This is a genomic window from Anaeromassilibacillus sp. An200 (genome assembly GCF_002160025.1).
Classification (GTDB): Bacteria; Bacillota; Clostridia; order Oscillospirales; family Acutalibacteraceae; genus Caccousia; species Caccousia stercoris.
The window spans coordinates 33,112-56,888 of record NZ_NFJU01000003.1 but is presented as its reverse complement, the minus strand read 5'-3'; the positions used below and the strand labels follow the sequence as shown (position 1 = coordinate 56,888).

General features: G+C 52.2%; 21 protein-coding genes and 1 tRNA gene. 3 read left to right on the top strand and 19 right to left on the bottom strand.

Translation table 11 applies throughout. The features are described 5' to 3' along the window. Positions 1-31: 31 nt before the first annotated feature. The 5 genes from B5F35_RS02255 to B5F35_RS02235 form a co-directional block, all read right to left on the bottom strand. Positions 32-1,306 carry an MFS transporter gene (locus tag B5F35_RS02255; protein ID WP_087237659.1) on the bottom strand — a complete coding sequence of 425 codons (1,275 nt, stop codon included), beginning with the start codon at positions 1,304-1,306 and terminating at the stop codon, positions 32-34. A 121-nt stretch (positions 1,307-1,427) separates the two neighbouring features. Continuing rightward, a complete protein-coding gene (locus B5F35_RS02250; protein ID WP_087237657.1) occupies positions 1,428-2,699 on the bottom strand; it encodes an extracellular solute-binding protein in 1,272 nt (423 codons plus the stop codon). Positions 2,700-2,911: 212 nt separating this feature from the next. Next, the gene (locus B5F35_RS02245) at positions 2,912-4,282 is read right to left on the bottom strand and encodes a response regulator transcription factor (protein ID WP_162611302.1); all 1,371 of its coding nucleotides are present in this window, start codon (positions 4,280-4,282) and stop codon (positions 2,912-2,914) included. Beyond that, positions 4,276-5,961, bottom strand: coding sequence for a sensor histidine kinase (locus tag B5F35_RS02240; RefSeq protein ID WP_140401124.1), 1,686 nt, complete (start codon positions 5,959-5,961; stop codon positions 4,276-4,278). The genes B5F35_RS02245 and B5F35_RS02240 overlap by 7 nt, the downstream gene beginning before the upstream one ends. 165 nt (positions 5,962-6,126) lie before the next feature. Beyond that, positions 6,127-7,161: a zinc-dependent alcohol dehydrogenase gene (locus tag B5F35_RS02235; RefSeq protein ID WP_087237651.1), complete on the bottom strand. Its 1,035-nt coding sequence runs from the start codon at positions 7,159-7,161 to the stop codon at positions 6,127-6,129. Positions 7,162-7,337: 176 nt separating this feature from the next. Here B5F35_RS02235 and B5F35_RS02230 point away from each other — a divergent pair, with 176 nt between their 5' ends. Continuing rightward, entirely contained in the window at positions 7,338-8,360 is a 1,023-nt protein-coding gene (locus B5F35_RS02230) for an aldose epimerase family protein (RefSeq protein WP_162611301.1), read from the top strand. Between the two features lie 109 nt (positions 8,361-8,469). After that, positions 8,470-9,222: an IclR family transcriptional regulator gene (locus B5F35_RS02225; RefSeq protein ID WP_087237647.1), complete on the top strand. Its 753-nt coding sequence runs from the start codon at positions 8,470-8,472 to the stop codon at positions 9,220-9,222. 240 nt (positions 9,223-9,462) lie between these two features. Here the strand turns inward: B5F35_RS02225 and hcp are convergent, their stop codons facing one another. Together hcp and B5F35_RS02215 are read right to left on the bottom strand one after the other, a co-directional pair. After that, the gene (hcp, locus tag B5F35_RS02220; RefSeq protein WP_087237646.1) at positions 9,463-11,103 is read right to left on the bottom strand and encodes a hydroxylamine reductase; all 1,641 of its coding nucleotides are present in this window, start codon (positions 11,101-11,103) and stop codon (positions 9,463-9,465) included. A gap of 42 nt (positions 11,104-11,145) precedes the next feature. Next, positions 11,146-11,478 carry a cupin domain-containing protein gene (locus tag B5F35_RS02215; RefSeq protein ID WP_087237644.1) on the bottom strand — a complete coding sequence of 111 codons (333 nt, stop codon included), beginning with the start codon at positions 11,476-11,478 and terminating at the stop codon, positions 11,146-11,148. Positions 11,479-11,652: 174 nt separating this feature from the next. On the opposite strand from B5F35_RS02215, the gene B5F35_RS02210 reads away from it, so the two are divergent. Further along, the gene (locus B5F35_RS02210; protein WP_087237643.1) at positions 11,653-12,330 is read left to right on the top strand and encodes a Crp/Fnr family transcriptional regulator; all 678 of its coding nucleotides are present in this window, start codon (positions 11,653-11,655) and stop codon (positions 12,328-12,330) included. Positions 12,331-12,360: 30 nt separating this feature from the next. On the opposite strand, the gene B5F35_RS02205 is transcribed toward B5F35_RS02210, so the two are convergent. The 12 genes from B5F35_RS02205 to B5F35_RS02150 form a co-directional block, all read right to left on the bottom strand. After that, the gene (locus B5F35_RS02205) at positions 12,361-12,756 is read right to left on the bottom strand and encodes a heme transporter CcmB (protein WP_242969364.1); all 396 of its coding nucleotides are present in this window, start codon (positions 12,754-12,756) and stop codon (positions 12,361-12,363) included. Beyond that, positions 12,753-13,151, bottom strand: a complete 399-nt coding sequence (locus B5F35_RS02200) for a YbaN family protein (RefSeq protein ID WP_087237641.1) — start codon at positions 13,149-13,151, stop codon at positions 12,753-12,755. The genes B5F35_RS02205 and B5F35_RS02200 overlap by 4 nt, the downstream gene beginning before the upstream one ends. After that, complete coding sequence (locus B5F35_RS02195; protein ID WP_087237639.1) at positions 13,148-13,477, bottom strand: nitrous oxide-stimulated promoter family protein; 330 nt, start codon at positions 13,475-13,477, stop codon at positions 13,148-13,150. The genes B5F35_RS02200 and B5F35_RS02195 overlap by 4 nt, the downstream gene beginning before the upstream one ends. Before the next feature lie 83 nt (positions 13,478-13,560). After that, positions 13,561-15,201, bottom strand: coding sequence for an amino acid ABC transporter ATP-binding/permease protein (locus tag B5F35_RS02190; RefSeq protein ID WP_206423994.1), 1,641 nt, complete (start codon positions 15,199-15,201; stop codon positions 13,561-13,563). Then, complete coding sequence (locus B5F35_RS02185) at positions 15,198-16,901, bottom strand: ABC transporter ATP-binding protein/permease (RefSeq protein ID WP_442856418.1); 1,704 nt, start codon at positions 16,899-16,901, stop codon at positions 15,198-15,200. Before B5F35_RS02185 ends, B5F35_RS02190 begins: the two co-directional genes overlap by 4 nt. A 281-nt stretch (positions 16,902-17,182) precedes the next feature. Next, positions 17,183-18,043, bottom strand: coding sequence for a metallophosphoesterase (locus B5F35_RS02180; protein WP_242969363.1), 861 nt, complete (start codon positions 18,041-18,043; stop codon positions 17,183-17,185). Positions 18,044-18,265: 222 nt separating this feature from the next. Then, entirely contained in the window at positions 18,266-19,204 is a 939-nt protein-coding gene (locus B5F35_RS02175; RefSeq protein ID WP_087237633.1) for a DUF1848 domain-containing protein, read from the bottom strand. Positions 19,205-19,447: 243 nt separating this feature from the next. Further along, positions 19,448-19,530, bottom strand: a tRNA-Leu gene (locus tag B5F35_RS02170). Positions 19,531-19,606: 76 nt separating this feature from the next. Continuing rightward, entirely contained in the window at positions 19,607-20,881 is a 1,275-nt protein-coding gene (locus B5F35_RS02165; RefSeq protein WP_087237631.1) for a methionine gamma-lyase family protein, read from the bottom strand. Positions 20,882-20,946: 65 nt separating this feature from the next. Next, positions 20,947-21,687, bottom strand: a complete 741-nt coding sequence (locus B5F35_RS02160) for a GNAT family N-acetyltransferase (protein WP_162611300.1) — start codon at positions 21,685-21,687, stop codon at positions 20,947-20,949. Positions 21,688-21,736: 49 nt separating this feature from the next. Continuing rightward, entirely contained in the window at positions 21,737-22,765 is a 1,029-nt protein-coding gene (locus tag B5F35_RS02155; protein WP_087237627.1) for a M42 family metallopeptidase, read from the bottom strand. After that, complete coding sequence (locus tag B5F35_RS02150) at positions 22,762-23,763, bottom strand: zinc-binding metallopeptidase family protein (RefSeq protein WP_087237625.1); 1,002 nt, start codon at positions 23,761-23,763, stop codon at positions 22,762-22,764. The genes B5F35_RS02155 and B5F35_RS02150 overlap by 4 nt, the downstream gene beginning before the upstream one ends. Positions 23,764-23,777 lie beyond the last annotated feature (14 nt).

The following is a 23,777-nucleotide window of genomic DNA, read 5'->3' as shown; positions in this document are numbered from 1 at the left end:
GTATTGGCGCAAGATAAGTTTATCTCATTTCTCAGGCATCCTTTTCCTCCACCTGCGGCTCCTGAACACGGCAGATCACCAGCATGGCGATGACAAACAGCACCAGAGTGACCGCAAAGGGCAGGCGGCGATCCACACTGGAAAGCCATCCGGCCAAATAGCCGAAGGGCGAGGAAAGCGCGATGGTCGAAGCCATAATCAGAGCGTTCAGACGCGCCCTTTCCTGCGGATTGATATTGAGCTGGAGCAGCGCGTCCTTGCGGGGATTTACCAGCGCGGCCGCCACAGCGGAAACAAAGACATAGAGGAATACAAAGCCCACGCTGTTCGCAGGAGAGAAAATCAGCAGCAGAGCCGCCACACCGTACAGCGCCAGACCAATCCACAGCGGGACACGAAATTTGGTCACACTGATGCGATGCTGGATGCCCACCATAAAAATCAGCATCACAGCAGCATTTAAAATCGGAAACACGGCCAGAAGATTTTCAGAAAGCCCCAGTCGCTGCGTCACATACAGGCTGAAAAAATTGGTGTTCACGATATTGACAATATACAGGATTACCGAGACAGCCACCGCCTTCAGCACCCCTCTGCTGTGCAGGAGACTGGGGATCAGGTGGCGGTATTCCCCCAGCATCTGAAAAACGGACACATTTCGTGTCTCCGCCCTGCGGATCTTTCCCTGCCTGGTTTCATGACAGAATTTGAAGGTGATGATTGTTTTCGCAATCATGGTCAGTGAAAAGACGAGATACAGCACCCGAACGACTGGCACGACCGAATAGGAGTTGACAAACAGACCGGAAAGCGGCGCGAAAAAGATAGCCACCAGCCCGCCGATATTCACCCAGGTATAAAGTCCCACCAGATCCTTTGGACGGGCGTCCTCTATGAGCAGACAATACCATGCCGTCTGGTTGATCTGCTCGAAGCAATTGAGAACGGCAGCAGCCAAAAACAACCAAAAGTTATGGGAAACAGACCACACCAAACAGGCCATCGCCCATCCGAAAAAGTCGCCCATCATGGTGGTGAATTTCCGCCCCAGCTTATCGGCTAAAATACCTCCGAAAAAGGAGAAAAACACCTGCACCACCATGGTGACGGAAAGAATCAGGCCGATCTGCACATCTGTCACGCCCTGTGTATACATATATAAAGTAGCAAACGGTGCGATCAGATTATAAGGAATTCCCCACAGCGGTTCAATCAGAACCAACGTGCGCGGGTTTCCCCCATTGTTGGCCAAAACCTGGACAAGCGGATGCTCTTTCAGACCTCTTATTTTTGCTTTCAGATTCATAGAAAACAACCCTGCTTCTTTTCAATTTCCCGCCTATTCTACCACACTTCCATGCAAACGGGAAGGGGCTTTTTACAGGATTTTTCCCCTTATTTCTATTTTCAGTGACAATGTTCGCAACTCATGCTATTGTGTTCTGCACATTACGCAGCGGCCAGAAATCAAAGCTCAAGGTTGCCGTATCCATCACAGGCTCGGAAACAATCGCCAGGTTGGCCAGCTTCACAATGGCCTCCGGATGCTCGTAGCCTTTGCGAACAACGGTAAACTGTCCAGTCGTTGCGGAAACGTGGGGAGTCCATTCTCCTTCCTCGTTAAGCGGCACCGCATAGGCCTGCCAATCGGCTTCCGGATCGTTGCGGATGGCATCCGGAATCGGGGAATAACCCATCCACCAGGGGCCGAAGAACATGCCGGACTGTCCGCTGACAACGGTTTCCTCGGAATTTGCGCGCACGCTCATCTCCGGGTCAATCAGGCCGCCTTTGTACATCTTCTGCAGGAACTCGAGAGCTTCCTTGGTCTCAGGCTCAATGGAACCGTAGGTTACAGCGCCGTCTTTCTCGATCCAATAGCCCGGGTAGGAACCCATCGCGGAGAAGATCGGGTCAAAGCCATACACATTGTTGCTCGAGGCCAGGAAAGTGGCATATAACGCACCGCCGCTCTGCGGACCGGAAAGGCCAATGGTATTCCCCGTACCGGACATGTCATTGTCCACGAATGCCTTGGCTACATCATACACATCCTGCACCGTCTGCGGAACGTCAAGCCCCAGCTCATCGAGCCAATCCTTGCGAATCCACAGCAAATGATAGCCATCTGCGTCCGCCTGCACGTTGGGCAGGCCCTGAACCTTGCCGTCATAGGTTGCAGCTGCAATCGCGTCGCCGTCCGTCGTATCAAAGAAAGCCTTCATGGCATCGGATGCATAAGCATCGATGACCGGGCCAAGCTCCTCAAGCTGCTGGGAACGGGCCATAGTGCGGAACTGCACCTTATTGACAACTGTTGCATCGGGCAGGTCGTTGGAGGCAATCGACAGATTCATCTTCTGGTTGAAATCTGCGCTGCTGCCAACCTGCCACATCGTCTCAAATTCAATGTTTAGCTTCTCTTTAATCAGCTGTGTGTAACGGTTGTCCTCGGCGGTCTCACCCTCCGGGAAAACGGTGTTTGCATCGATGACGCTGCCTACACGAATGACAACAGTCTCCTCATAGGGAGCCATAGGATCTTCCGGAGTCTCGACAGCCTGCGACGCCGTCGAAGAATCGCCGGATGCTTCACCCGCGGCGGAGGAGGCTCCCTCCTGCGCCGGCTGGCTGCAGGAAGTAGCCAGTGCCGCAATCATCAATGCTGCCATAATCATTGCCTGTGCACGCTTTTTCATGACTTTCCCTCCGTTTGGTATTGTGATTAAAAATTGTACCCTAATTATAACGAAATTGTGAATATAAACAACTAACCTTTTTTCGGAAAAGAGGTGACTTTTGTATAAAGTTTCTGATAACAAAACAATTGTACCCAAATTTCTGGACAAAAGTCCACCTGTTTTCCACAAAAGGGCCGCTCTCCTGTGAGAGCGGCCCTTTTGTGGAAAAATCAGATACGATGCTGCTTGCGGTATTCGCTGGGCAGCATGCCTGTGCTCTTACGGAACACGCGGTTGAAATATTTTTCATCGTCATACCCTGTCTGTTCGGCAATCTGCTGCAGGGAAAGGCTGGTATGGCTCAGATATTCCTTGGCCTTCTCCACGCGGACACGGCGCAGATAGTCAACAAACGAACATCCGCAGATTTCATGGAAGCACTGACTGAAATAACTGCGGCTCATGTTGACACGGCGCGCAATTTCATCCGAATATAAATGCTGTGCATACTCCTCCTCAATCATACGGCGTGCCCGAAAGATGCTTTCCGTAACCTCCCGGGAAAAACGGTATTTTCCGCTGAGCAGGGCACTCTTTTGGCGGATGTCCTCCAGCCAGTCTTCGATCTCCTGCCAGCAGAGAAAATCCGAAGGCGCGACGATTTCGAGTTCCAGCGGCTCGCTGTAAGAACGGTTCCAAGCGTGCTCCACAGCCAGAACAATATGCAGCAGCTGTTCCTTTGTAAGCCGCGATTGACTGAGCTCCTGCAGCGCCGACTGGAACGCCGTCTCGTCATGCAGCCACTCCATCGAAAGCCAATGCTGCTTGAGGGCGGTGAACTGTTCCGGCGAGACGCTTTCCTCCCGTTTTTCCAGCTCCTTGACGCTGTGTGAAATATGCTTGTCCTCCCTGCGGTACTCATAGAACAGGGCACGGCGGCGATACCGGTCTGCACAGCGGAACACTTCACCGTATTTCATGCCGAGAACGTGCTGGATTTCCAACAGCAGAAAGCGTCCCTCAAGATACCGCTTCACGCTTTCCGGTTCCGCGCTCCCCTGGTTCAGAAACCACACGCCGCGTCCCGTGGAAATGTATTCTTTTTCTCCACGGGCAGGACCTTCGGCGTCTTCTTCCGATAAGGCAATCAGAAGCGAAATGGTATCCTCATGGCAGACACAGTCCTCCCAGTGCCCCGCCTGGCTGGATCGTTCCTGCACGTTCTTGCGCAGACGGTTGCTGATCCGTTCAAGCAGGGAGGAAAAATTCTCGCGGTCAAGCTGCACCTTCGCCACATAATCGATCGCCCCCAGACGCAGCGCCTGCTGAATACACTCAAAGTCGCTGTGGATCGTCAGTACGGCAAACGCCAGATCCGGATACAGAACTGTGGCTTTGCGGATCAGTTCAAGCCCGGACATCAGCGGCTTATCCAGATCACACAGCACCAGATCGGCGGTGTGCTCCTCCAAAAAGCGGAGTGCTTCTATTCCGTTGGAAGCTTCGCCCACAACCTCCATCGCGTAGTCTGCCCACGGCATTGAGGCTATCAGACCCTTCAGGGTCAGCTTGTCATCGTCTACAATCAGCACCTTCAGCACGACTTCGCCACCTCCTTTGGCAAATACAGATGCACAGCCGTCCCCTCTCCCAAACGGCTTTCCACAGACCAGTCTGCTTTCCCATGATACCGGCGGTGAATCGAGCGAATGACATAGCTGAATCCGATGCCAAGCCCTTCCTCCGGGCTGTCTTCCTTCAGGCTGCACATTTTTTCGAGCTGCTCCGGCGTCATACCATTCCCATTATCCGCCACCGTCACTTCAATGCGATCCGTCACACGGATCCGCAGGGAAACCGTCATGTCTTTGCTGTAACCATGATAGAGCGCGTTCTCCACCAACGGCTGCAGGATAAACTTCGGACAGGCATATGCAAGCGGATCGTCCGGCGGCTCCTGCGTGCAGACAAAGCTGAAATCATACCGCACCTGCTGCAGAGCCAGATATTCCCGGATCGCCATCACCTCATCGGCCAGCGTAGCCTCACGGTTTTGCTTGTTCAGATTATACAGGAGAAGCCGGTTCAGGCTTTGCACGGTGTGATCGATATCGTCCTGGTTATTCATCAGCGCCATCCAGTGCACTGTGTTCAGTGTGTTCATCAGAAAATGAGGATTGATTTGATAGCGAAGCTTTTCCACCTCGAGATCGGCCCGGCGCTGCTCAGCAACAGAAATCTCCTGGATCATCCGGCGGATTTCCCCGCGCATCTCTTCAAATTTTTCAAGCAGCTCATCGTATTCGGCGATGTTCGTTTTTTCTCCGCCGGAAGCCGGAGCCTCCTCGAGAACAGTGGACATTCTTCTTTCAAAAATGCCCAGAGGCCGGTAAATCATTCGCCACAGCATCCACACCATCACGGCGCAGAAGATAACGATCACCACACAGAAAACCGCCAGACTTTCAATCCACTGGTTGCGCTCCTGCATGTAGATCCCCTCGGGCACCAGCATGACAACCTCCCAGCCTTGATTGGCCTTCACTCGGAACGGATAAAAGCCGGTCAGATCCTCCTCGCTGAAGGGGATCCCTGTGGCGAAGCTTTCGGATTCTGAGTAGGTGATGGTCCCCTGCGGATCAAGAAACAGGATGGGAAAGCGTTCCTGGCCCTGATTGGCTTCCAAAATATCGTCCACCACATGAAAAGCAGATTCCACATACAGCAGGAGTTCCTGGCCATCCGAGAGCTGCACGGAACGCACGGCGGCCAGAACTGTACGGTCCGTGGCCTGGGAAAGGCTCTGCATCGGTCCGTAATACCGGATGGTGCCGGATTCCATCAGCAAGGGCATCTGATCGAGATCCACCTTATCCCGGATGGTTCCTGTGGTAAACAGAGGCTTATCCTCCCCCGGTGACAGATACGCCGTCAGCCCGATGGTGGGATTGGTAAACGTGAGCACCGCCATCTGTTCCCGAACGGAATCGCTGTACCGGATCTTGTCATAGCCTGGCTCCGCATGAAAGTATCCCTCCAGATATTCCGCGGCGCTGCCTACCACCAGGAGCTGTGACACATGATTCATGTTGGAGATGGTGTTCTCCATCATCAGGCAAAGCTGATTGGCTGTGTTCTCATAGCCCGTCTCGATTTTGTTTTCCAGAATAGACTGGATGGAATAGTTGGAGATGGACATTATTCCGCCGAAAATCAGCAGCAGGCAGCAGATAAACACCAGGGAAATCCGCTGCTTTAAATTCAGACTCGGTTTTTTCACCGGACCCTCCTTCCATTTCCTCCCCGCTTTGCCGGAGGCAAACAACAGCCGGAAGCAGCGTTTCCTCTTGTCGGGGAAACCATACGCTTCCGGCTGACGGTATTCGCTGCTTTTTCTAAAAGTATACTCACACACCAAATTGGTGTCAAGCGGCAGCCACCATTCTCAGGATTCCCACGGATGTACAACCACCTTGATAGGCTTATGGACGGGATCTTCCATCAGACGCATTGCGTCACCAATCCGATCCAACGGGAAGGCTGCCGTCACCATATCCCGCAGGTTGAAACGGCCGGAAGACGCCAGCTGCAAAAGCGGCTCCCACACATGTGGATTTCCAACCACGCCGTACATTTCAAGCTGGTTCATAATGATGTCCGTATATGGCAGCGTCAGCGGCTTGTCACGATCCGGAATACCGTAGAGGATAATGCGCCCCGATCTGCGTGCACAGGCACACGCGGACAAAATGGTTTCGGGACTGCCGGCTGCTTCGCACACGAGATCTGCGCCCTTACCGTCCGTATATTCCAGCACCTTAGCGCGCACATCCTCTGTTTTGGAGCAGATCAGATAGTCCGCACCAAAACCGGCCGCGCGGCGCAGCCGCTCCTCGCTGCGGGCTACCGCAATGACACGTCCCGCTCCCATAGCCTTTGCGCCCTGGATAAAGGCGATTCCCGCCGGACCTACGCCATAAACCAGAACGGTTTCCCCAAAATGCACACCCAGCCGCATCAGCCCGCCCACGGGACAGACGGTGCTCTCGAGAATTCCCGCTTCGTCATAGCTGATGTTATCTGGGATCACAAACAAATTTTCTGCCGGAGCCTTCACATACTGGGCGTAACCACCCCAGTGCGGCGTGAAACCGATCTCGGTCATCTCCGGGCACAGGTGCCTGTCCCCTCTGCGGCAGAACTCACAATGTCCGCATCCCACCGAGGTTTCCACCACCACACGCTCACCTACGCGCCGTGTCGTCACAGCGCTGCCTGTTTGCACAATCTCTCCGGCAATCTCATGGCCCAGCACATGCGGCGGGGCGCCGTATATGAAACGCCCGGAGATCACTTCCAGATCCGTGGCGCATACGCCGGCCGCCCACACTTTGATCAAGACCTCATGCTCGCTGATCTGCGGATCGGGAACCTCTTGTACCTCCACCACATGATAATCCTTCCACACGGCTGCCTTCATGCTTCTGCTCCTCCCTATCGTCAAAGCTCGTTTTAGTTCTTATTTAAGAACTTATATTTTATATACAAACACATTGTAGCGCTTTCCCAAAGGTCTGTCAAGCTGTATTTCCTCTTGCTTTTTGGCTGCAAAGCGGTATAATGAATTCTGTTTTGCAGAAAGGGAGGTATCTGCTCATGGAAATCTGGGGAACCACACACAGCGGAGAAAAGGCTCTGCTTCTGCATTTGCAGGGACAAGGCGGCCTCTCTATGACCGTCTCCAGCTATGGCTGCCGGATCCTGTGCCTGATTGCACCGGATCGGGCTGGACGGATGGAAAACGTTGTGCTTGGCTACGATTCACTTGCCGCATACGAGACAGATGACAAATATGCCGGAGCGGCTGTCGGCCGTGTTGCCAACCTGATCGAAGGGGCTTGCTTTGAGATGGACGGGAAAACCTATCCCCTCTCTGTTAACGATCCGCCCCAGCATCTGCATGGAGGGATACATGGTTTTTCCTGCGTCGTGTGGGAGATAGAAAAAGTCTGCGAAAACGCTGTCACATTCACCCACCAGTTCCCGGACGGACTGGATGGATATCCGGGAACGCTGTCTGTCTCTGTTTCCTACCTGCTTACACCGGACAATGCTCTGGAAATCCGCTGGGACGCCATGAGCACCAAAAAAACGCCGGTGAGCTTCACCAATCACTCCTATTTCAATCTTGACGGCGATTTCCGGCGGGATGTGTCCGGTTATCACCTGCAAATCCATGCCGCCCGCATGCTGGAGCTTTCGGACAGCTGCCGTCCCACGGGACAGATTCTGCCGGTAGAAAATACCGTTTTCGATTTTCGCCGGCCGCGTCCCATCGGTGCTCTGTCCCTTCCCGAGCTTGCCGCCGCGCACGGCTACGATCACACCTACCTGCCGGACGGATCCGGTCTGCGTCCGGTGGCCTGTGTTTGGTCGCCCCGATCCGGCCGCCGTCTGACTGTACTTTCCGATCTGCCTGCCTTGCAGCTATATACCTCCAATTTTGCACGGGAAGGGCTGATACTGCGGGATGGGGTTTTAGACGAAGCACATCATGCCGTATGCCTGGAAACACAGTATGCTGTTGATTTCCTGCACCACAGGGGATTTCCCGCCCGCTTTTTACTGCCCGGGGAGACAGAGACGAGCACAACCGTCTACCGCTTCGATACGGTATAAACGAAGAAACAAGTTGATTTTTTCCCTGATCCAAGTATAATGAAAGAAAACAAACAGGTTCCTTATTCTGCACCACGGTTTTATATCGGAAAAAGGAGACGGAAATCGTATGGAATCGGAAACCAAAAACCACAGAATGCTGGAAAAAGCACTGCATATTCTCGAATATGTTGCCTCCTGCCCGGATGGCGCTTCGCTGACGGATGTGTGCGCCACACTGGACATTGCCAAGAGCAGTGCCTACTCTCTTTTGATGACGTTCTTGCATTTCGGCTATATCGCCAAAAACCCGCACAATCGCTTTGTGATTGGCCTGAGAGCTTTTGAGATTGGCTCACGGTTTGTGGAAAACAACGACTTCTATCTCTATTCACGCGATGTGCTGGAGGAATTGGTGCGTGTAACGAACGAAACCGCGCATTTGGCCGTTCTGGAAGGAACCGATGTTGTATACCTGAGCAAATTCGATTGCTCTCATGTGGTACGCATGGTATCAAGCGTGGGAAAGCGCGTGCCGGCCCATGTGACAGCGCTCGGGAAGGCCCTTCTCTCCGGCAAAAGCGATGAGGAAATCCAAACCCTGTACCACAACAGGGAACTGGAACGGATGACGGATAACAGCATCAGCACTGTGGAGGAGCTGCTTCGCCAGCTTACGCAAATTCGTACTTCCGGCTTTGCCTACGAGTGCGAGGAGTCAACTCTGGGAATCCGCTGTATTGCTGTGCCGGTACGCAACAGCACGGGAGAGGTATGCCTGGGAATCAGCATTTCCGTGCCGACGCTGCGCGTAGATTTTGACTTGGAGCAGGTGAAACAACCTCTGCTTGAAGCCCGGAGAAGGCTGGAGCGAGTGCTGTAACACGAGCCTGCGGATCCCCCGCAGTTCACATCGTCTCCTGATTCAGAAAATAGCACGCTGGTATTTCCATTTTATTCCAGGAAAATTTCCGCTTTAAAAGTCAATTACATGCAATTTTCTCTATCCGCCGGGACAAAGGAAAGCCGGTTCTCTTTGCGCCTGTCAAGCGCAAAGAGAACCGGCTTTGTTTTTTGCTTTCTCGTGCAGTTTACCAGATAGAAAGATCGGGCCGTATCATTATCAGGCGTTCTCACCGAAGAATTGCTTCAGATCGTCCTCCACTGTACCGATACCGGCGATGCCAAAATTTTCAACGAGAACCTTTGCCACATTAGGGCTGAGGAAAGCGGGCAGAGTAGGACCGAGATGAATATTCTTGACGCCCAGATACAACAGAGCCAGCAGTACAATAACAGCCTTCTGCTCATACCAAGCGATGTTGTAGACGATGGGCAGGTCGTTGATGTCATCCAGGCCAAGGATCTCTTTCAGTTTCAGCGCGATAACCGCCAGAGAATAGGAGTCGTTGCACTGGCCTGCGTCCAGCACCCGGGGAATGCCGCCAATGTCCCCCAGAGGCAGCTTGTTGTACTTGTACTTCGCGCAGCCGGCGGTAAGGATGACCGCGTCCTTGGGCAGGGCCTTGGCAAATTCGGTGTAGTAGTCGCGGCTCTTGGCCCTGCCGTCACAGCCGCCCATCACCACAAATTTCTTGATTGCGCCGGCCTTTACAGCCTCCACGACTTTATCGGCCAGAGCAAACACCTGAGCGTGGGCGAAGCCGCCAATGATTTCTCCGGTTTCGATTTCGGTGGGGGGCGCACATTTTTGGGCATGCGCAATGAGAGCGGAGAAGTCCTTCTGCTCTCCAATCTCACCTGGGATGTGCTTACAGCCGGGATAACCTGCAGCGCCGGTGGTATACAGACGTTCCTTGTAGCTGTCCTTAGGAGGCACAATGCAGTTGGTAGTCATGAGGATGGGACCATTGAAGGACTCGAACTCCTCCTTCTGCTTCCACCAGGCATTGCCATAATTGCCCACAAAATTGGAATACTTCTTGAAGGCGGGATAGTAGTGGGCAGGAAGCATCTCGGAGTGAGTGTACACATCCACTCCGGTACCCTGGGTCTGCTCCAGCAGCATCTCCAGATCCCGCAGGTCATGGCCGGAAACCAGAATACCAGGATTCTTGCCCACGCCAATGTTTACCTTGGTGATCTCAGGATTGCCGTAGGCTGTTGTGTTGGCCTTGTCCAGCAGCGCCATGCCGGAAACACCATACTTGCCGGTCTCCAAAGTCAGGGAAACCAGATCGTCCACGCTGAGAGTATCGTCCAAAGTGGCAGCCAGGGCGCGCTGCAGGAAGGCGTCCACTTCCTCATCGTCCTGAAGCAGCACATTTGCGTGCTTGGAGTAGGCGGACAACCCCTTCAGGCCGTAGGTGATCAGCTCACGGAGAGAGCGAATATCCTCATTTTTGGTGGACAATACGCCCACAGTTTTGGCCTTCTCCTCCCAATCCCCAGAACCGTCCCACAAAGCGGCTTCAGGCAGGTTTGCGGTGCTGCTCAGCTGGAAGAGCAAATCTTTCTTAATATCCAGCGTGGCACGGATGCGAGCTTCAATGCTCTCCTTGTCAAAATTTGCGTTGGTAATGGTGGTAAACAGGTTGAGGGTGATCAGATGATTGATCTCAGCAGCGACAGGCTTGCCCTCCCTGCGCAGGGCGGTGGTAACAGCGGAGATCCCTTTGCTCACATACACCAGCAAATCCTGCATGGCAGCTACATCCGGCTTCTTGCCGCACACACCCACCATGGTGCAGCCCTTGCACCCGGCAGTTTCCTGACACTGATAACAAAACATTTTATTTTCCATGTTATACTCCTTCGTGGTGTTTTCTGTTGCTTGTTCCAATTCTTAAAATACAACAACCAGCAGCATCTTAAATGCCTCTTCCCCATACACTGCGTGAGGATGCCCAGCGGGCATGACGATGGACTCACCTTCATGCAGAAGATAATCCACACCATCAATGGTTATTTTACCCACGCCGTCCAGGCAGGTAACAAAAGCATCGCCGCCGGACTCATGGGTACTGATCTCCTCACCTTTGGCAAAGGAAAACAGGGTGATGCTCAAAGCATCGTTCTGGGCCAGCGTCTTGCTGACCACCTGGCCTTCCTGATAGGCGATCTGATCTTTCAAAACCAGAACCTCTGCCTGGCTGATGTTTTTCATCTTCACATTCATGGTGATGCCTCCTTGTCTGTATTTCAGTTTCATACACTTTCCTGAGATTTATTCACCGCAAACAAGGTCTCGCACAACTTTGCCCCCATTAAAGCCGGCATGCTTGACCTTACGCTTTCATTTTACTATAATCAGAAAAAAGCAGTTGTGGGAAATCCAACACTGGAGGCATTTATGGAAAAATATTTTTCGATCCTGTTTCAATGCCCTCTGTTTCATGGAATTGGGCAGGAAGACCTCAAAGCAATGATGGCATGCCTTGGCGCGAAATTGATAGCGGTTCCCAAAGGCGATCCTGTCTTTTTGGAGGGAGATCCTGCGCAGCTGGTAGGTGTTATTCTCTCCGGCAATGTGCAGGTAGTTCAGGATGATTACTATGGAAACCGAAGTGTGTTATCTATTTTGCAGCCTGGGGAATCCTTTGGAGAAGCCTTTTCCTGCGCCGGTTTGGAAAGCATGCCTGTCAGTGTGTTTGCAGGCAAGGACAGCGAGGTACTTCTCCTGAACTGCCGGAGAATCCTGACTATGTGCTCCCATACCTGCCACTTTCACAGTCTGTTGATTCAAAACATCTTAAAGGGATTGGCGCAAAAAAATTTGGCATTCACACAAAAGGTGCGGTATATGTCTCAAAAGACCACAAAAGAAAAGCTGCTGGCCTACCTCCTGGATCAGGCAAAGCAGCAAGGAAGCGCAGAGTTTGTCATCCCCTGTGAACGACAGGCCTTAGCGGATTATTTGGGGGTAGAGCGTACCGCTATGTCGGCAGAAATCAGCAAACTAAAAAAAGCAGGGCTGCTGGATACAAAGGGCTCTTGGTTTTGTCTGAAGCAAATCGATCCGAATGATTAAAGAGTAAAGAAAGAGCCACAGGCTACCACCTCAACGGTAGTCGCCTGCGGCTCTTATCCTAAATTTGTCACGGTTATCCCCCGGATGATTTGTCTTTTTTCTTCTTGGGAAAATCTTACTGATAAACACAAAAATATGAATTGCCAGGAAGAAAACTACCCCAATCGACATTACTTTATGCAGAGCAAGAATAATTGGAATTTCTTCAAAAATCAGTCCAAACAGACCCGTCAGAAACGATGTAAATATCAATCCAAGAACAACCACTCTTCGCCCATCCATCTTTTTCCGGTGCAAGCCAGTATGTACCAGACAGAACAGAAGAAACAGCACCGATGCTAATTTGTGAACGTGAATACCGGTAAGGGGTACCAAAAGCGTCAAAACAAAGCTGATCAGCAAAAGGAGGTTCAAGACTTTTTTCACTTTGCAGATTCCTCCTTGATTACATAGTTTTTCACCCCAAAGCAAAAGTAAAGAATATGGAACAGCCATACTGCGCCAAGGATTGCACAAGGGATATACAATGCTTTTTGAAACATGATCAGGAAGCCAAAAACCATAAGGAGGGTGACGATTACCATTACACGGATTTTTGTTTTCCAAGTCATGCCCTGCCCCTTAACATAGGTTTCCAGATTGTTTTGATACAATTTTGTGCTTTTAAACCAGCGATCCAGTTTTTCAGAGCTTCTGCCAAAACAAAAGGCAGCCAGCATTAAAAAAGGAAATGCCGGCAACAAAGGCAGTACCGCCCCCAAAGCTCCCAGCCCAAGACCCAAAATGCCTAAAGAGAGATACAAAATCTTTTTACCGCTCATGTTTTGTTCATCCTTTCCTTTACGGCTAAAAGCATATGGGACACCGCCAGAGCAGGATGATAAAGAAGCATCCTGGGGCCGGAAAAGCGCATAATATCCCGGATTTTTTCTCTCATCTCCGGCCGATAGCAATGTACTTTGCAGCTTGAGCAAAAGGTTTTGCTCTCCATAAACGGACAGTGGTCAGAGCGATCCATGGCATAAGACAAAACTTCCCGGCAGTCCGGACATAAATCAGCCTGATGATGCTGTCTTTTACAGAAGAGCCGGATCATCTGCGCAACGACCCGTTTTTCCTTCTCCCGCTTGGAATCAGTGGATTGCATGGTGGAACCTCCTTGCGTTTTTGTGGTTAGTTTTCACTAATCAGCATTCAAAACAAATTGCCCTTGCACAAAGGGCAATTTGTTCAGCTCATGCGGCCCTGTTCCACAGAATAAAGCTGCTCCACAATTCCCATAGTAGACTGCCGGTGGGATACCAGTACAACGGTTTGCTCCCCCTGTACTTGTTGGAGAGATCGTAAAATCACAGCTTCATTCAAACTGTCAAGATTGCTGGTAGGCTCGTCCAACAGCAGAAGCGGCGCCTGGTGCAAAAATGCCCGGGCAAGCCCCAATCGCTGGCGTTCTCCACCGGACAGGGAATCTCCCAGTTCGGCCACCGGAGTATCGTAGCCCTGGGGAAGCGAGATGATGAAGTCGTGTACAGATGCTTTGCGGCACGCTGTCTCCAGTTCTGCTTGGGTGGCATCCAGCTTGGCAATTCTCAGATTATTGGCGATGGTGTCGTGAAACAAATAGGTTTCCTGGGTAACATAGCTCTCCATGCTGCGCAGATTATCAGTATTGATATTCTGAATGGGACGATCCGAGATACGGATCTCCCCTCGCTCTGCCTGCCAGAAGCGCATGAGCAGCTTGAGCAGAGTGGATTTTCCGCTGCCGCTTCGCCCTAAGATGCCCACGATTTTCCCCTTGGGAAGTTCCAGATCGATGTGAGAGAGAATCTCTTCCTCGCTGTAGGAAAAGCTGAGGTCTTTTACAGCGGCTCCGTCAAATGCCACCGGCGCATAGCCATGAATGTCTTCCACCACCGGCTGCTCCTCCAGAAGATCCAGTACCCGATTGCCTGCGGCAAAGGTGTTCTGTAAAGTGGCGCCCAAAGCGGCCAGTGCAACGCTGGGTCCGAAGGAACTCATCAAGGTAAGGGTGGCAATGAGCGCGGGCGAAAATCCGCAAAGCATAGCTGCCGCATACAGCATGACAAAATCGAACAACAGGATCACGGTGTTGGTAATTGCGCTGTTGCGGCCTGCGATACGCTTGGCCTTCTCCTCCTGCAAGGACAGCTGTGTTCCCCTCTGTTTCAGCTCCTGCCGGCGATTTTGTCCTTGTCCGTATTGCAGAGTTTCAGACAGCCCACGCAGACTGTCCAGAACAAAACCGGAAAGCTGACCGCTTTGGTCACGGACCTGCTGTCCCACATCCCCGCTCCAGCGGGAGGTCATCCAGGGAATCAAGATCCCTACCGTGCCGTGTGCAAGAAGCGTAATGCCGCCTAATATCGGATGGTAGAGGGATACGAAGGCAGCCGCTGTCACCGTATACAGCACCGCAATGCAAATAGGTGAGATGGTGTGGGCGTAGAACACCTCCAGCAGCTCAATGTCCGAGGTGATGACGCTGATAAGGTTTCCCTTATTCTTACCCTCCAGTTTCGCCGGGCACAGACGGCGAAGGACAGCAAAGACACGATCCCGCAGCAAGGCCAGCAGCTTGAAGGCGATAAAATGGTTGCAGGTCTGTTCGCCGTAGCGCAGTACGCCCCTCAGCAGGGCGCAAAGGCCAATCAGGAGGAACCATGCCGGGAGGGAAACACTCTGTTCCATACCCAGCGCATGCAATACCGCAAACCCGCCCAACACCGTGATGGCAGTGGCACAAAGCTGTCCCAGCAGTCCCAGAAGGACAGCCAGGCTCATATACCCGGTCAGAGGTTTCACCAGGCCAACCAGGCTTGCCATCACCCGAATCCCAGATCGTTTCATCTTGCCGCCGCCTTTCCGTAAGCTTCCAACTGCTGCTGGGCGTTCCACAACCGGGCATACTCACCCCGCTGGGAAAGCAGTTCCTTGTGGGTTCCTTCTTCGGAAATGACGCCTTGCCGCAGCACATAAATTTGATCGGTGTTAGCTACATTGGCCAGCCGGTGAGAGATTAAAAGTACGGTTTTATTCCGTGCAAGCTCTTTGATTTGTTCCATAATGGCATTTTCGCTTTCTCTATCGATGTTGGAAGTGGCCTCATCAAAGATGTAGATGGGCGTGTTGTGGAGCAGCGCCCGGGCAACTGCCAAACGCTGGCGCTGTCCGCCGGAAAAATTGATACCGTTCTCCTCCAGCTCCGTGTCCAGCCCCTGCTGCTCCCGCAAAAAGTCTGCCAGCTTTACCTGCTCCAGCACACGCCAGAAATCAGCATCCGTCGCCTCGGGATTGCCCATTCTCAGTGTATCTTTGACGCTGCCGCGGAACAAATAGCTTTGATGCCCCACATAGGTGATGTTTGCCATCAAGGAGCTCTCCGCAATGTCCGGCACAGGAACCCCGCCAATGGTAAGCTCTCCCTGAAATCCCCGTATGCGCCCCATCAGGATGGCGGCGAGGGTGGATTTACCGCATCCGCTCTCGCCCACCAGCGCAACAAAACGGCCGGGTGATGCAGAAAAGTGGATGTCATTCAAAATCTCCCGCCCTTCTTCATAGCCGAACCGCAGATCCTTGCAAACCACTGTACAATCGTTGGGAAAGGCGCGGCTTCCAGTTTGCGCATCAGGAAGATCCAGCAGAGCGAAGAGCTTATCCGCTGCCGCCATGCCATTCATGGCGATGTGAAAAAACGATCCCAAAAGCCGCATGGGCAGGAAAAATTCTGCCGCCAGCAGGATCACCAACAACACACCGAACAGGGACAAGTGACCTGCATGGAATTGCCATGCCGCCAGGACAATCCCAAAAGCGGCTCCGCCGTAGGCGATAAAATCCATGACAATGATGGAGTTCAACTGCATGGAAAGCACTTTCATGGTAATTTTGCGGAAGCGTTCGGACTGCTCGTTCATCACCTGGTGCCGGTGGGCGTCTGCCTGATAAATTTTGAGGGTCGTAAGCCCCTGCAGGTTTTCCAGAAATGAATCGCCCAAGGAGGTATACTCTCCCCAGTATTTTCCCAGAAGCTTCTTTGCAAAACGCTGTACTGCCACGATAGTAATGGGGATCAGTGGGACACAGAGAAATAAGATGACTGCACAGGGCAGGCTGACAAAGCTCAAAACAACAAACAGTGTCAAGGGCGCGAGAAGCGAATAATACAGCTGGGGGAGATATGACCCAAAATACACCTCCAGCTGATCCACCCCCTCTACCGCCAGCTGAACCACTTCAGAGGTTCGGGCTTTTTGCTGATACGCCAGTCCCAGATGCAGCAGCTTTTCATAAATCATGGTGCGCAGCTGTTCTTTCACCTGCTTTGCGGCACGATGGCTCATCCGACTTGCCAAAGTTGTGCACACGTACCGTATGACTAAGGCAGACAGAAGAATCCATATGAATTTCCCCCACACTTTTGGGTTGAGCCCGGCAGAAAGCTGACTCAAAAAAAGCGCGATTCCGGACATCAATATAATATTGCAAAGCAAAGAAATCCACTGAAAAAGCACCTGTGCTGACACATATTTTTTGCTCTTGTCCATGATGTGTATCAGCCGTTTACTGATCATCGGTTCAAACCTCTTTCCAGTAGCATAGACTAACTTCCAATCATAATAATAGCTAACCACCGTGCGGTTAGCTATATCTAACTGTTGGCATTGTAACAGAAATTCATACCGATGTCAATATATTTGCAGTTTAATCCTGATGATTAATCTATATCGCCGGCATCATTCTCCCCTATGGCTGCGCCCAGAACCACAAGATGAAGCTCATTATCCATTTCTTCCTTCTGCTCTTCCAGAAATGGCATCTGACAGGTTCAGTATACTTCGCAAATCAACTCCACACTGACAATTTCAGGTCTGTTGTTGATCCGCATGGGAATGATACTGTTTCCAATTCCTCTGCTGACGATCATTGTGGTATTCTGCTGCGAATAGCTCCCGGCATCATATTTGGGAAACCATCCCTGATTGGGTGCAATAATTCCGCCAATCAGGGGCAAACGAAACTGTCCTCCGTGCGCATGACCACTCAAAACCAGATCGACTCCTTCGGACAGATATGCCTCGAAGGCTTCCGGCCTGTGAGAAAGCAGGATGCAATAATCATCTGTCAGATCCATTTCATGAAGTCTGGTCTCCAAAATACTCTGCTGAACAGAAGAATCTCTATCCGTAAAATCCGGATCATCCAGACCTGCGAGCTGAATGCTATCCTGTCCTTTTTTCCATGGTACAGATGTATTATGCAGAATTACAACCGCTTCCTTTAGAAGCATTTTTTCCAATTCCTGATATTGTTCTCCCAGCCACGCCTCATGGTTTCCCGTCACATAGTAACAAGGGGCGATGCTGGTGAGATGATGGATCAAGCTCTCCGCCGTCTCCATATTGGTTTTACTGGAATCCACGAGATCCCCCGTGATCGCAATCATATCCGGGCTTTCTTGCTCGATCAAGCGGATAAGCTGGCAATTATCTTCCCCAAACTCAGCGTTATGCAAATCCGATACCACAACAATTCTGCTGTGGTCAAACGATGCAGGAAGTCTGCTGCTTGCAACGCTGTAGCGCGTCATCTCAACCGTTACATTGCTCCAAACAAGCCATCCTGCCAAAACAACTGCGAATACCGCGGCTCCCGCCAATGCAATCCATTTCTTTCGTACTTTCTTCAATCTGGCCACTTCCGTAAACATGGACGTTCTTCACTCCAACCGATGCACCCTTTCAAAAAGCCTGATGCACTCTATCTCCATACTACTCCCCCACAGCGCGGCAGACCGCAGCGGTAAGTTTCTGCGCAGTCATTGCTCACAGGGAACTTGCCTCCTGCCTCCTGATCTGCCGCCAGTTTCTTCATCGCCAGTGCCGGGATAAGCAGCTGCACGATAAGAGAATCACATATCAAATCTAATTTGATTTACCTTACAACTCATAACCTTTCGTTCCGTTATTTTATCATTGGGGCCCACTTCCCCAAAAAGTAGGGGGGAGTCGGGAATGTGTCTGGCGAAATTTGAACATACTGTTTTTTCACTATAATTTGCGTAACAATACTTACAGCCATTACGGCATGTATCATATGCTCCGATGTCAATGCTCTCCACGCAACCGCACGCAAGGCGTTGACTTTTATCTTTCCTTATGTCGAGAGGACAATCTAACAGTTTGCTTAGCAAGCGATCGTCTATACATCTTGCATGTCCTATACCGTATTCCTGTAATTCAATACCTTCTGCGCAAGTATCAATCAGCAGGCCGTAGCTATGGGCAATGGCAGCCAACTCCTTCGCAAGATCCTTTTGGGCTTCTTCTGGAAAATCATGCAGAGATAAGTCAGAAACATTTTTTGAGGTGTTCCGATAGAAGTCGATAAAGCTGATGGTACACTTTTTGGTATATGGGCTTAATTCTTTTGCGATTTTTTCGAAATACTGGATATGGTATTCCGGGGTGTATGTGTCATTTAGAAAAATGGGGTCATATCTCCAGATAACACGATCAGGGCCAATCATATCCGATAGTTTTTTAAATGCAGGGATGATATGTTTCTGCTTATTAGGAACATGTGTCTCAACATCCTGTGCATACGAATTCAGTGTAAACTGAAAGTAATACATATACTCGCGTAAAACATTGAATCGATCGAGCATGGGAATTGGATTTTTGGTCCAAAAAACAATCCCATCCACAACATCAGGATTCAGCGGTATCTTGCTTATTTGGTGTGTATTTATGGGGTTTCGAACCAGTACATAGCCATTCATAATCCGATTAAAAAACCAATTGGAATAGTATGTTGGAATGTCTGTCCGCCGGCTGGCGCTTATAATCACAAATCACACCTCTTTCCTGAACTCAAATATTGTCCACTCACTGAGTCTTTGCTTGCAATTGTCCTCACGGTATTTGCGATTGTAACTATAACCTATGCCAGACGAACCGATTCATCTTTCAAACTGTCAACCACTCTCCCAAGCATTGAGACATCACTATTCTATCTGTTTCAATATCTAACTGTCCACTAAAGCAAAAAGCTACATTTCGTCTTTGTATGACAAAATGCAGCTTGCTATTTTTGGTACGGGTAGTGGGACTCGAACCCACACGGTTACCCACTGGAACCTAAATCCAGCGCGTCTGCCAATTCCGCCATACCCGCATATCAGGGGCGAAAAGACCGCCCCTAATGGAATAACAAAAAATATTATAAAGAATCATTGAAAAAAATGCAACGATTATTTTCCCAAAAGCCCTTCTTCCAGCATGGACTGCGCGGCCAGCATAGCACCCAGCCTGCCGCTGTGGAAATTCAGCCCCCCCTGCATCCATGCCGCATACGGCTCACGCAGAGGAGCATCCGCGGAAAGCTCAATGGAAGCCCCCAGCGTAAAGGCTCCGGCTGCCATAATCACCTGGGAATCGTAGCCGGGCATATCCCACGGTTCTGGCGTGACAAAGGAATCAACCGGCGCACCCTTTTGCACCCCACGGCAAAAAGCCACCAGAGCCTCTTCACGCCGCAGCATCATCGTCTGGATGATATCAGCGCGCGGCTCATCAGGACGTGGAGTCACATCATAACCAAACTCACTAAACAGAGCAGCAGTAAACGCTGCCGTTTTAAGCGCCTCCCCTGTCACATGCGGGGCATGGAAAGCTCCCATGAACAGCTCTCGGTTTGTCCCCAGCGTAGCTCCCACCTCACGCCCTGTTCCAGGTGTGGTCAAACGGTACGCACAGCTTTCCACCAGATCGCGCCGCCCCGCGATATATCCTCCTGTGGGGGCCACGCCGCCGCCTGGATTCTTGATCAGGGAACCGGCCATCAGATCCGCCCCATATGCCAGCGGCTCCTCCCGCTGCACAAATTCGCCATAGCAGTTGTCAACCATCACAATGCAATCCGGCGCTTTTTCCTTGACCAGCTTTGCAATCTTTCCGATCTCCTCCACAAACAGGGATGGACGCAGGCTGTATCCGCGTGAGCGCTGAAGGTAAGCCATCTTTAACCCAGGCTTCACACGGCGGGCAATTTCCTCATAATCAGGAGTGCCGTCGGGTTTGAGATCCACCTGTTCATAACGAATGCCAAACTCCCGCAGAGAACCATTTCCATCACCTGTAAGACCAATTACACCTTGCAGTGTGTCGTATGGGACACCGGTTACACTCAGCATAGTGTCTCCCGGGCGCAGCACACCAAAAAGCGCCACCGTCAGGGCATGCGTGCCGCAAACAAAATTATGCCGTACCAGCGCATCCTCCGCGCCAAGAGCGTAGGCATACACCTGATCGAGCGCTTCCCGTCCCCGGTCTCCGTAACCATAGCCCGTGGAAGCAGCAAAATGACTTTCGCTGACATGCGCGGCGGAAAAGGCCGCTATCATTTTCTGCTGGTTGTAATCCGCTGTCTCATCAATTCCCGCCAGTACCGGTGCAATGCGATCCATCGCACGCTTTCCAGCTTCCTGAATCGAGGGATCGATCGCAAAAGAAGGGTAGATAATCATTGAAATAGTCTCTCCTGTTCCATGGCTGAGCCGAAAATCCCGGACAGCCCCTATGTACTTTCCTTTTATTCCAGACTGAGTTCCCGGAAGGGAAAAGCGTCCTGAAATCCAAGCGCCTCATAAAATGCCTGATTCTCACTCTGTGCACGGTACACGCACTGTTTCGGCTGGCACAGCTTTTCCTGCAAAGCCCTCACAACTGCGGATCCAAAGCCGTTCCCCCGCAGTTCCGGCAGCACAGCCACACCGGAAAGAATAGCCATCATCTCCGTTTTGGCTGTGCAGAAAGCTGCTGCTATCAGCCGCCCTCCGCGTCGAAGCCCCATGCTCACCGCTTCTCCATGGCGGGTGCGATGCGAAAGATCCAGATAGAACGGTTCAAATTCCGGGGCACGGAACGACTCCGTTTCACACTGTGTCAGCAGCGCATGAAGCTCACGCAGGCTTGGATTTTCCTCCGCCTGACAGAAGGGAGCCGGATCACGGTTTACATTCTCACGAAGCATGACCCAGCCCGAAACCAATACGGGAAGCTGCAGATGCTCCGCCTCTTCCTCCCGGCACAGCAGCACACGCGCGCCTGTCAGAGGCAGAAACCCCTTGATTTCCTCCCAATCCACATGCTCACCCGCACAAAGCATCATTGTATCGTCCATACGGCAGAGGAGCGTATCCTCGTTTTGCAGCCAGAACTGGCAAATATGCCCGTCCAAGCCATAAGCAGCGGCGGCAGCGCAGGCGCGCAGCCCGATCGGATCCTCTGCCCAGGGCAGAAGCCTGCTTTCATCCTGAATTCTTCTTATCATTTTTTTGTCCTTACCCTTACTCATATCGACAACACCGTGCTGTCATAAATTAAAAGCTGCCGCCGGCAATCTCCCGGCAAACGGCCTCCAAAAGCCGCACAGTGCTTTCCAGATCCTGCTTGGCCATCATGGAAACGGGGACCCCCGGATAGCGAACCGGGATCCCCAACGCCAAAGTGCGCGCTCCTGTCTGAGCCGCCGCACGTCCTGCGGAACCGTTACCGTTTACCGCTGTACGCTCCTGGCAGGGAATTCCCAGACGGCGGGCTGTTTCCAGAACCCCTCGAAACAAGCGGGAGTCATATATCATACGACTATCCATAAAATGAACGGAAGGGCCTTTTCCCAGCATACAGCCTCCGTCCTCCTCGTCCGGGAGAGATGCCTTCACCCCTCCGACACAGATCACCACATCCGGCTGAATATCATGCACAACGGTCATCAGTCCGCCTCCCCCTGTTTCTCCCTGCGCGGTGAAAGCGGCTGTCAGATCAAAATCCAGATCCCTGCTCAAAAGAGCTGTCAACGCCGCACAAGCAGCCCGGCTGGCCAAAGAACGGCCAAACGCCATATCAGCGGATAAATTCCAGGGGGAAGCAAACACAACTCTGTCGCCGGGACACACTGCCCTGCCCGCTTCTTCTTTGTTAAGGGCGCCGATATCCAAATACAAATCTCCGGCGGGAACCGGCTTTCCCCGTTCCTCCGCCGTCAGCAGATGCACCGGCTTTGCCCCCAGAACACCGGGCAGCTCCCCGTCCGCTGTACAGACCGTCACAGGACGGCCGCACAGAGCCTGCCCGGATATGCTTCCCACAGGAGTCAGTTTCACCGTTCCATCATCGCAGATTCGCGACACCAAAAATCCTGGTTCATCCATCGGCGCACAAAGCAGCACAGAGACAGCCGCCCTCTGTTTCCCCTTCTTTTTAGCAGCCAAACAGCCAAGCGGAGTTATGTGAAGGGAGACATCTTCAAACGGCTGCAATTCACAGAAAATCCGATCACGCACACCCTTCTCTTCTCCTGAAACGCCGGGAATGGAACAGAGCTCCTGTAAAAAATTCCAGTTGATCATTCCCGCACCTCCTTGAGATAGGATGCCAGCAGCTGCGCGGTACGCTCCACATCCCGCAAATCAACGACCTCTGCCGCTGTGTGCATATTCCTCAAAGGAACCGACAGCAGCGCGGTCGGCACACCCGAACGGGAAACCGCAATGCGATCTCCGTTGGTGGACGTTTCCCCGCCCATTATTTCGCAGGAATACGGGATTCCATTATGCTGGGCCAGCGATACCATCCGGCGGCTCATTTCCCCGTCCAGAACGGGGGAAAATCCAATCATCGGCCCGCCGCCAAGTGTCCCGCACTTTTCAGGCGGTACACCAGGCTGGGAAGCAAAGCTGACATCGACCGCCACAGCGCGCGTCGGCTGTACACGGTAAGCACCCACACCCGCACCCTGACAGCCAATCTCCTCCAGTGTGCTGAACTGGATTACCACCTCGCAGGACAGCGGCTCCTCTTCCAGCAGTTCGGCACAGCGGATCAAGACAGCACAGCCGCTGCGATCGTCCAGCGCCGCACAGCTGATCCGATCTCCCAAAAGGGAGACCGGGCGCTGCCAGAGTGTGATACGGTCACCGGGAGAAACCAACCTTCCGAGTTCCTCCCCGCTTTGTCCGCAATCCACCCACAGGCGATCGGATTGTTCCTTTTCCGGATGCTCCGTCAAAGCAACCACGCCGGCAAGTTCCTTTGCCCCATGCACCAGCACCGGCGTACCCGGCAGGACACGCCGATCTACCCCGCCGCAGCGATCCACCGCCACCAGGCCGTTCTTTTCCAGTCTTGTGACAATCAGGCCAACCTGATCCATGTGCGCATCCAGCAGCACACGCTCCTTCGCCCCCTGTTGTCCAAGCCACGCGAAAACGTTCCCGTTTGCATCCGCCTCCACACGATCCGCAAACGGCGCGATTTCACGCGCGAGCAGCGCGGCGGCGCTGTGTTCTTCGCCGGGCAGTCCCGGTTCGCCGCAAAGACGAAACACCAATTCCCTGAGCTTTTCCATCCGGATTCCTTTCC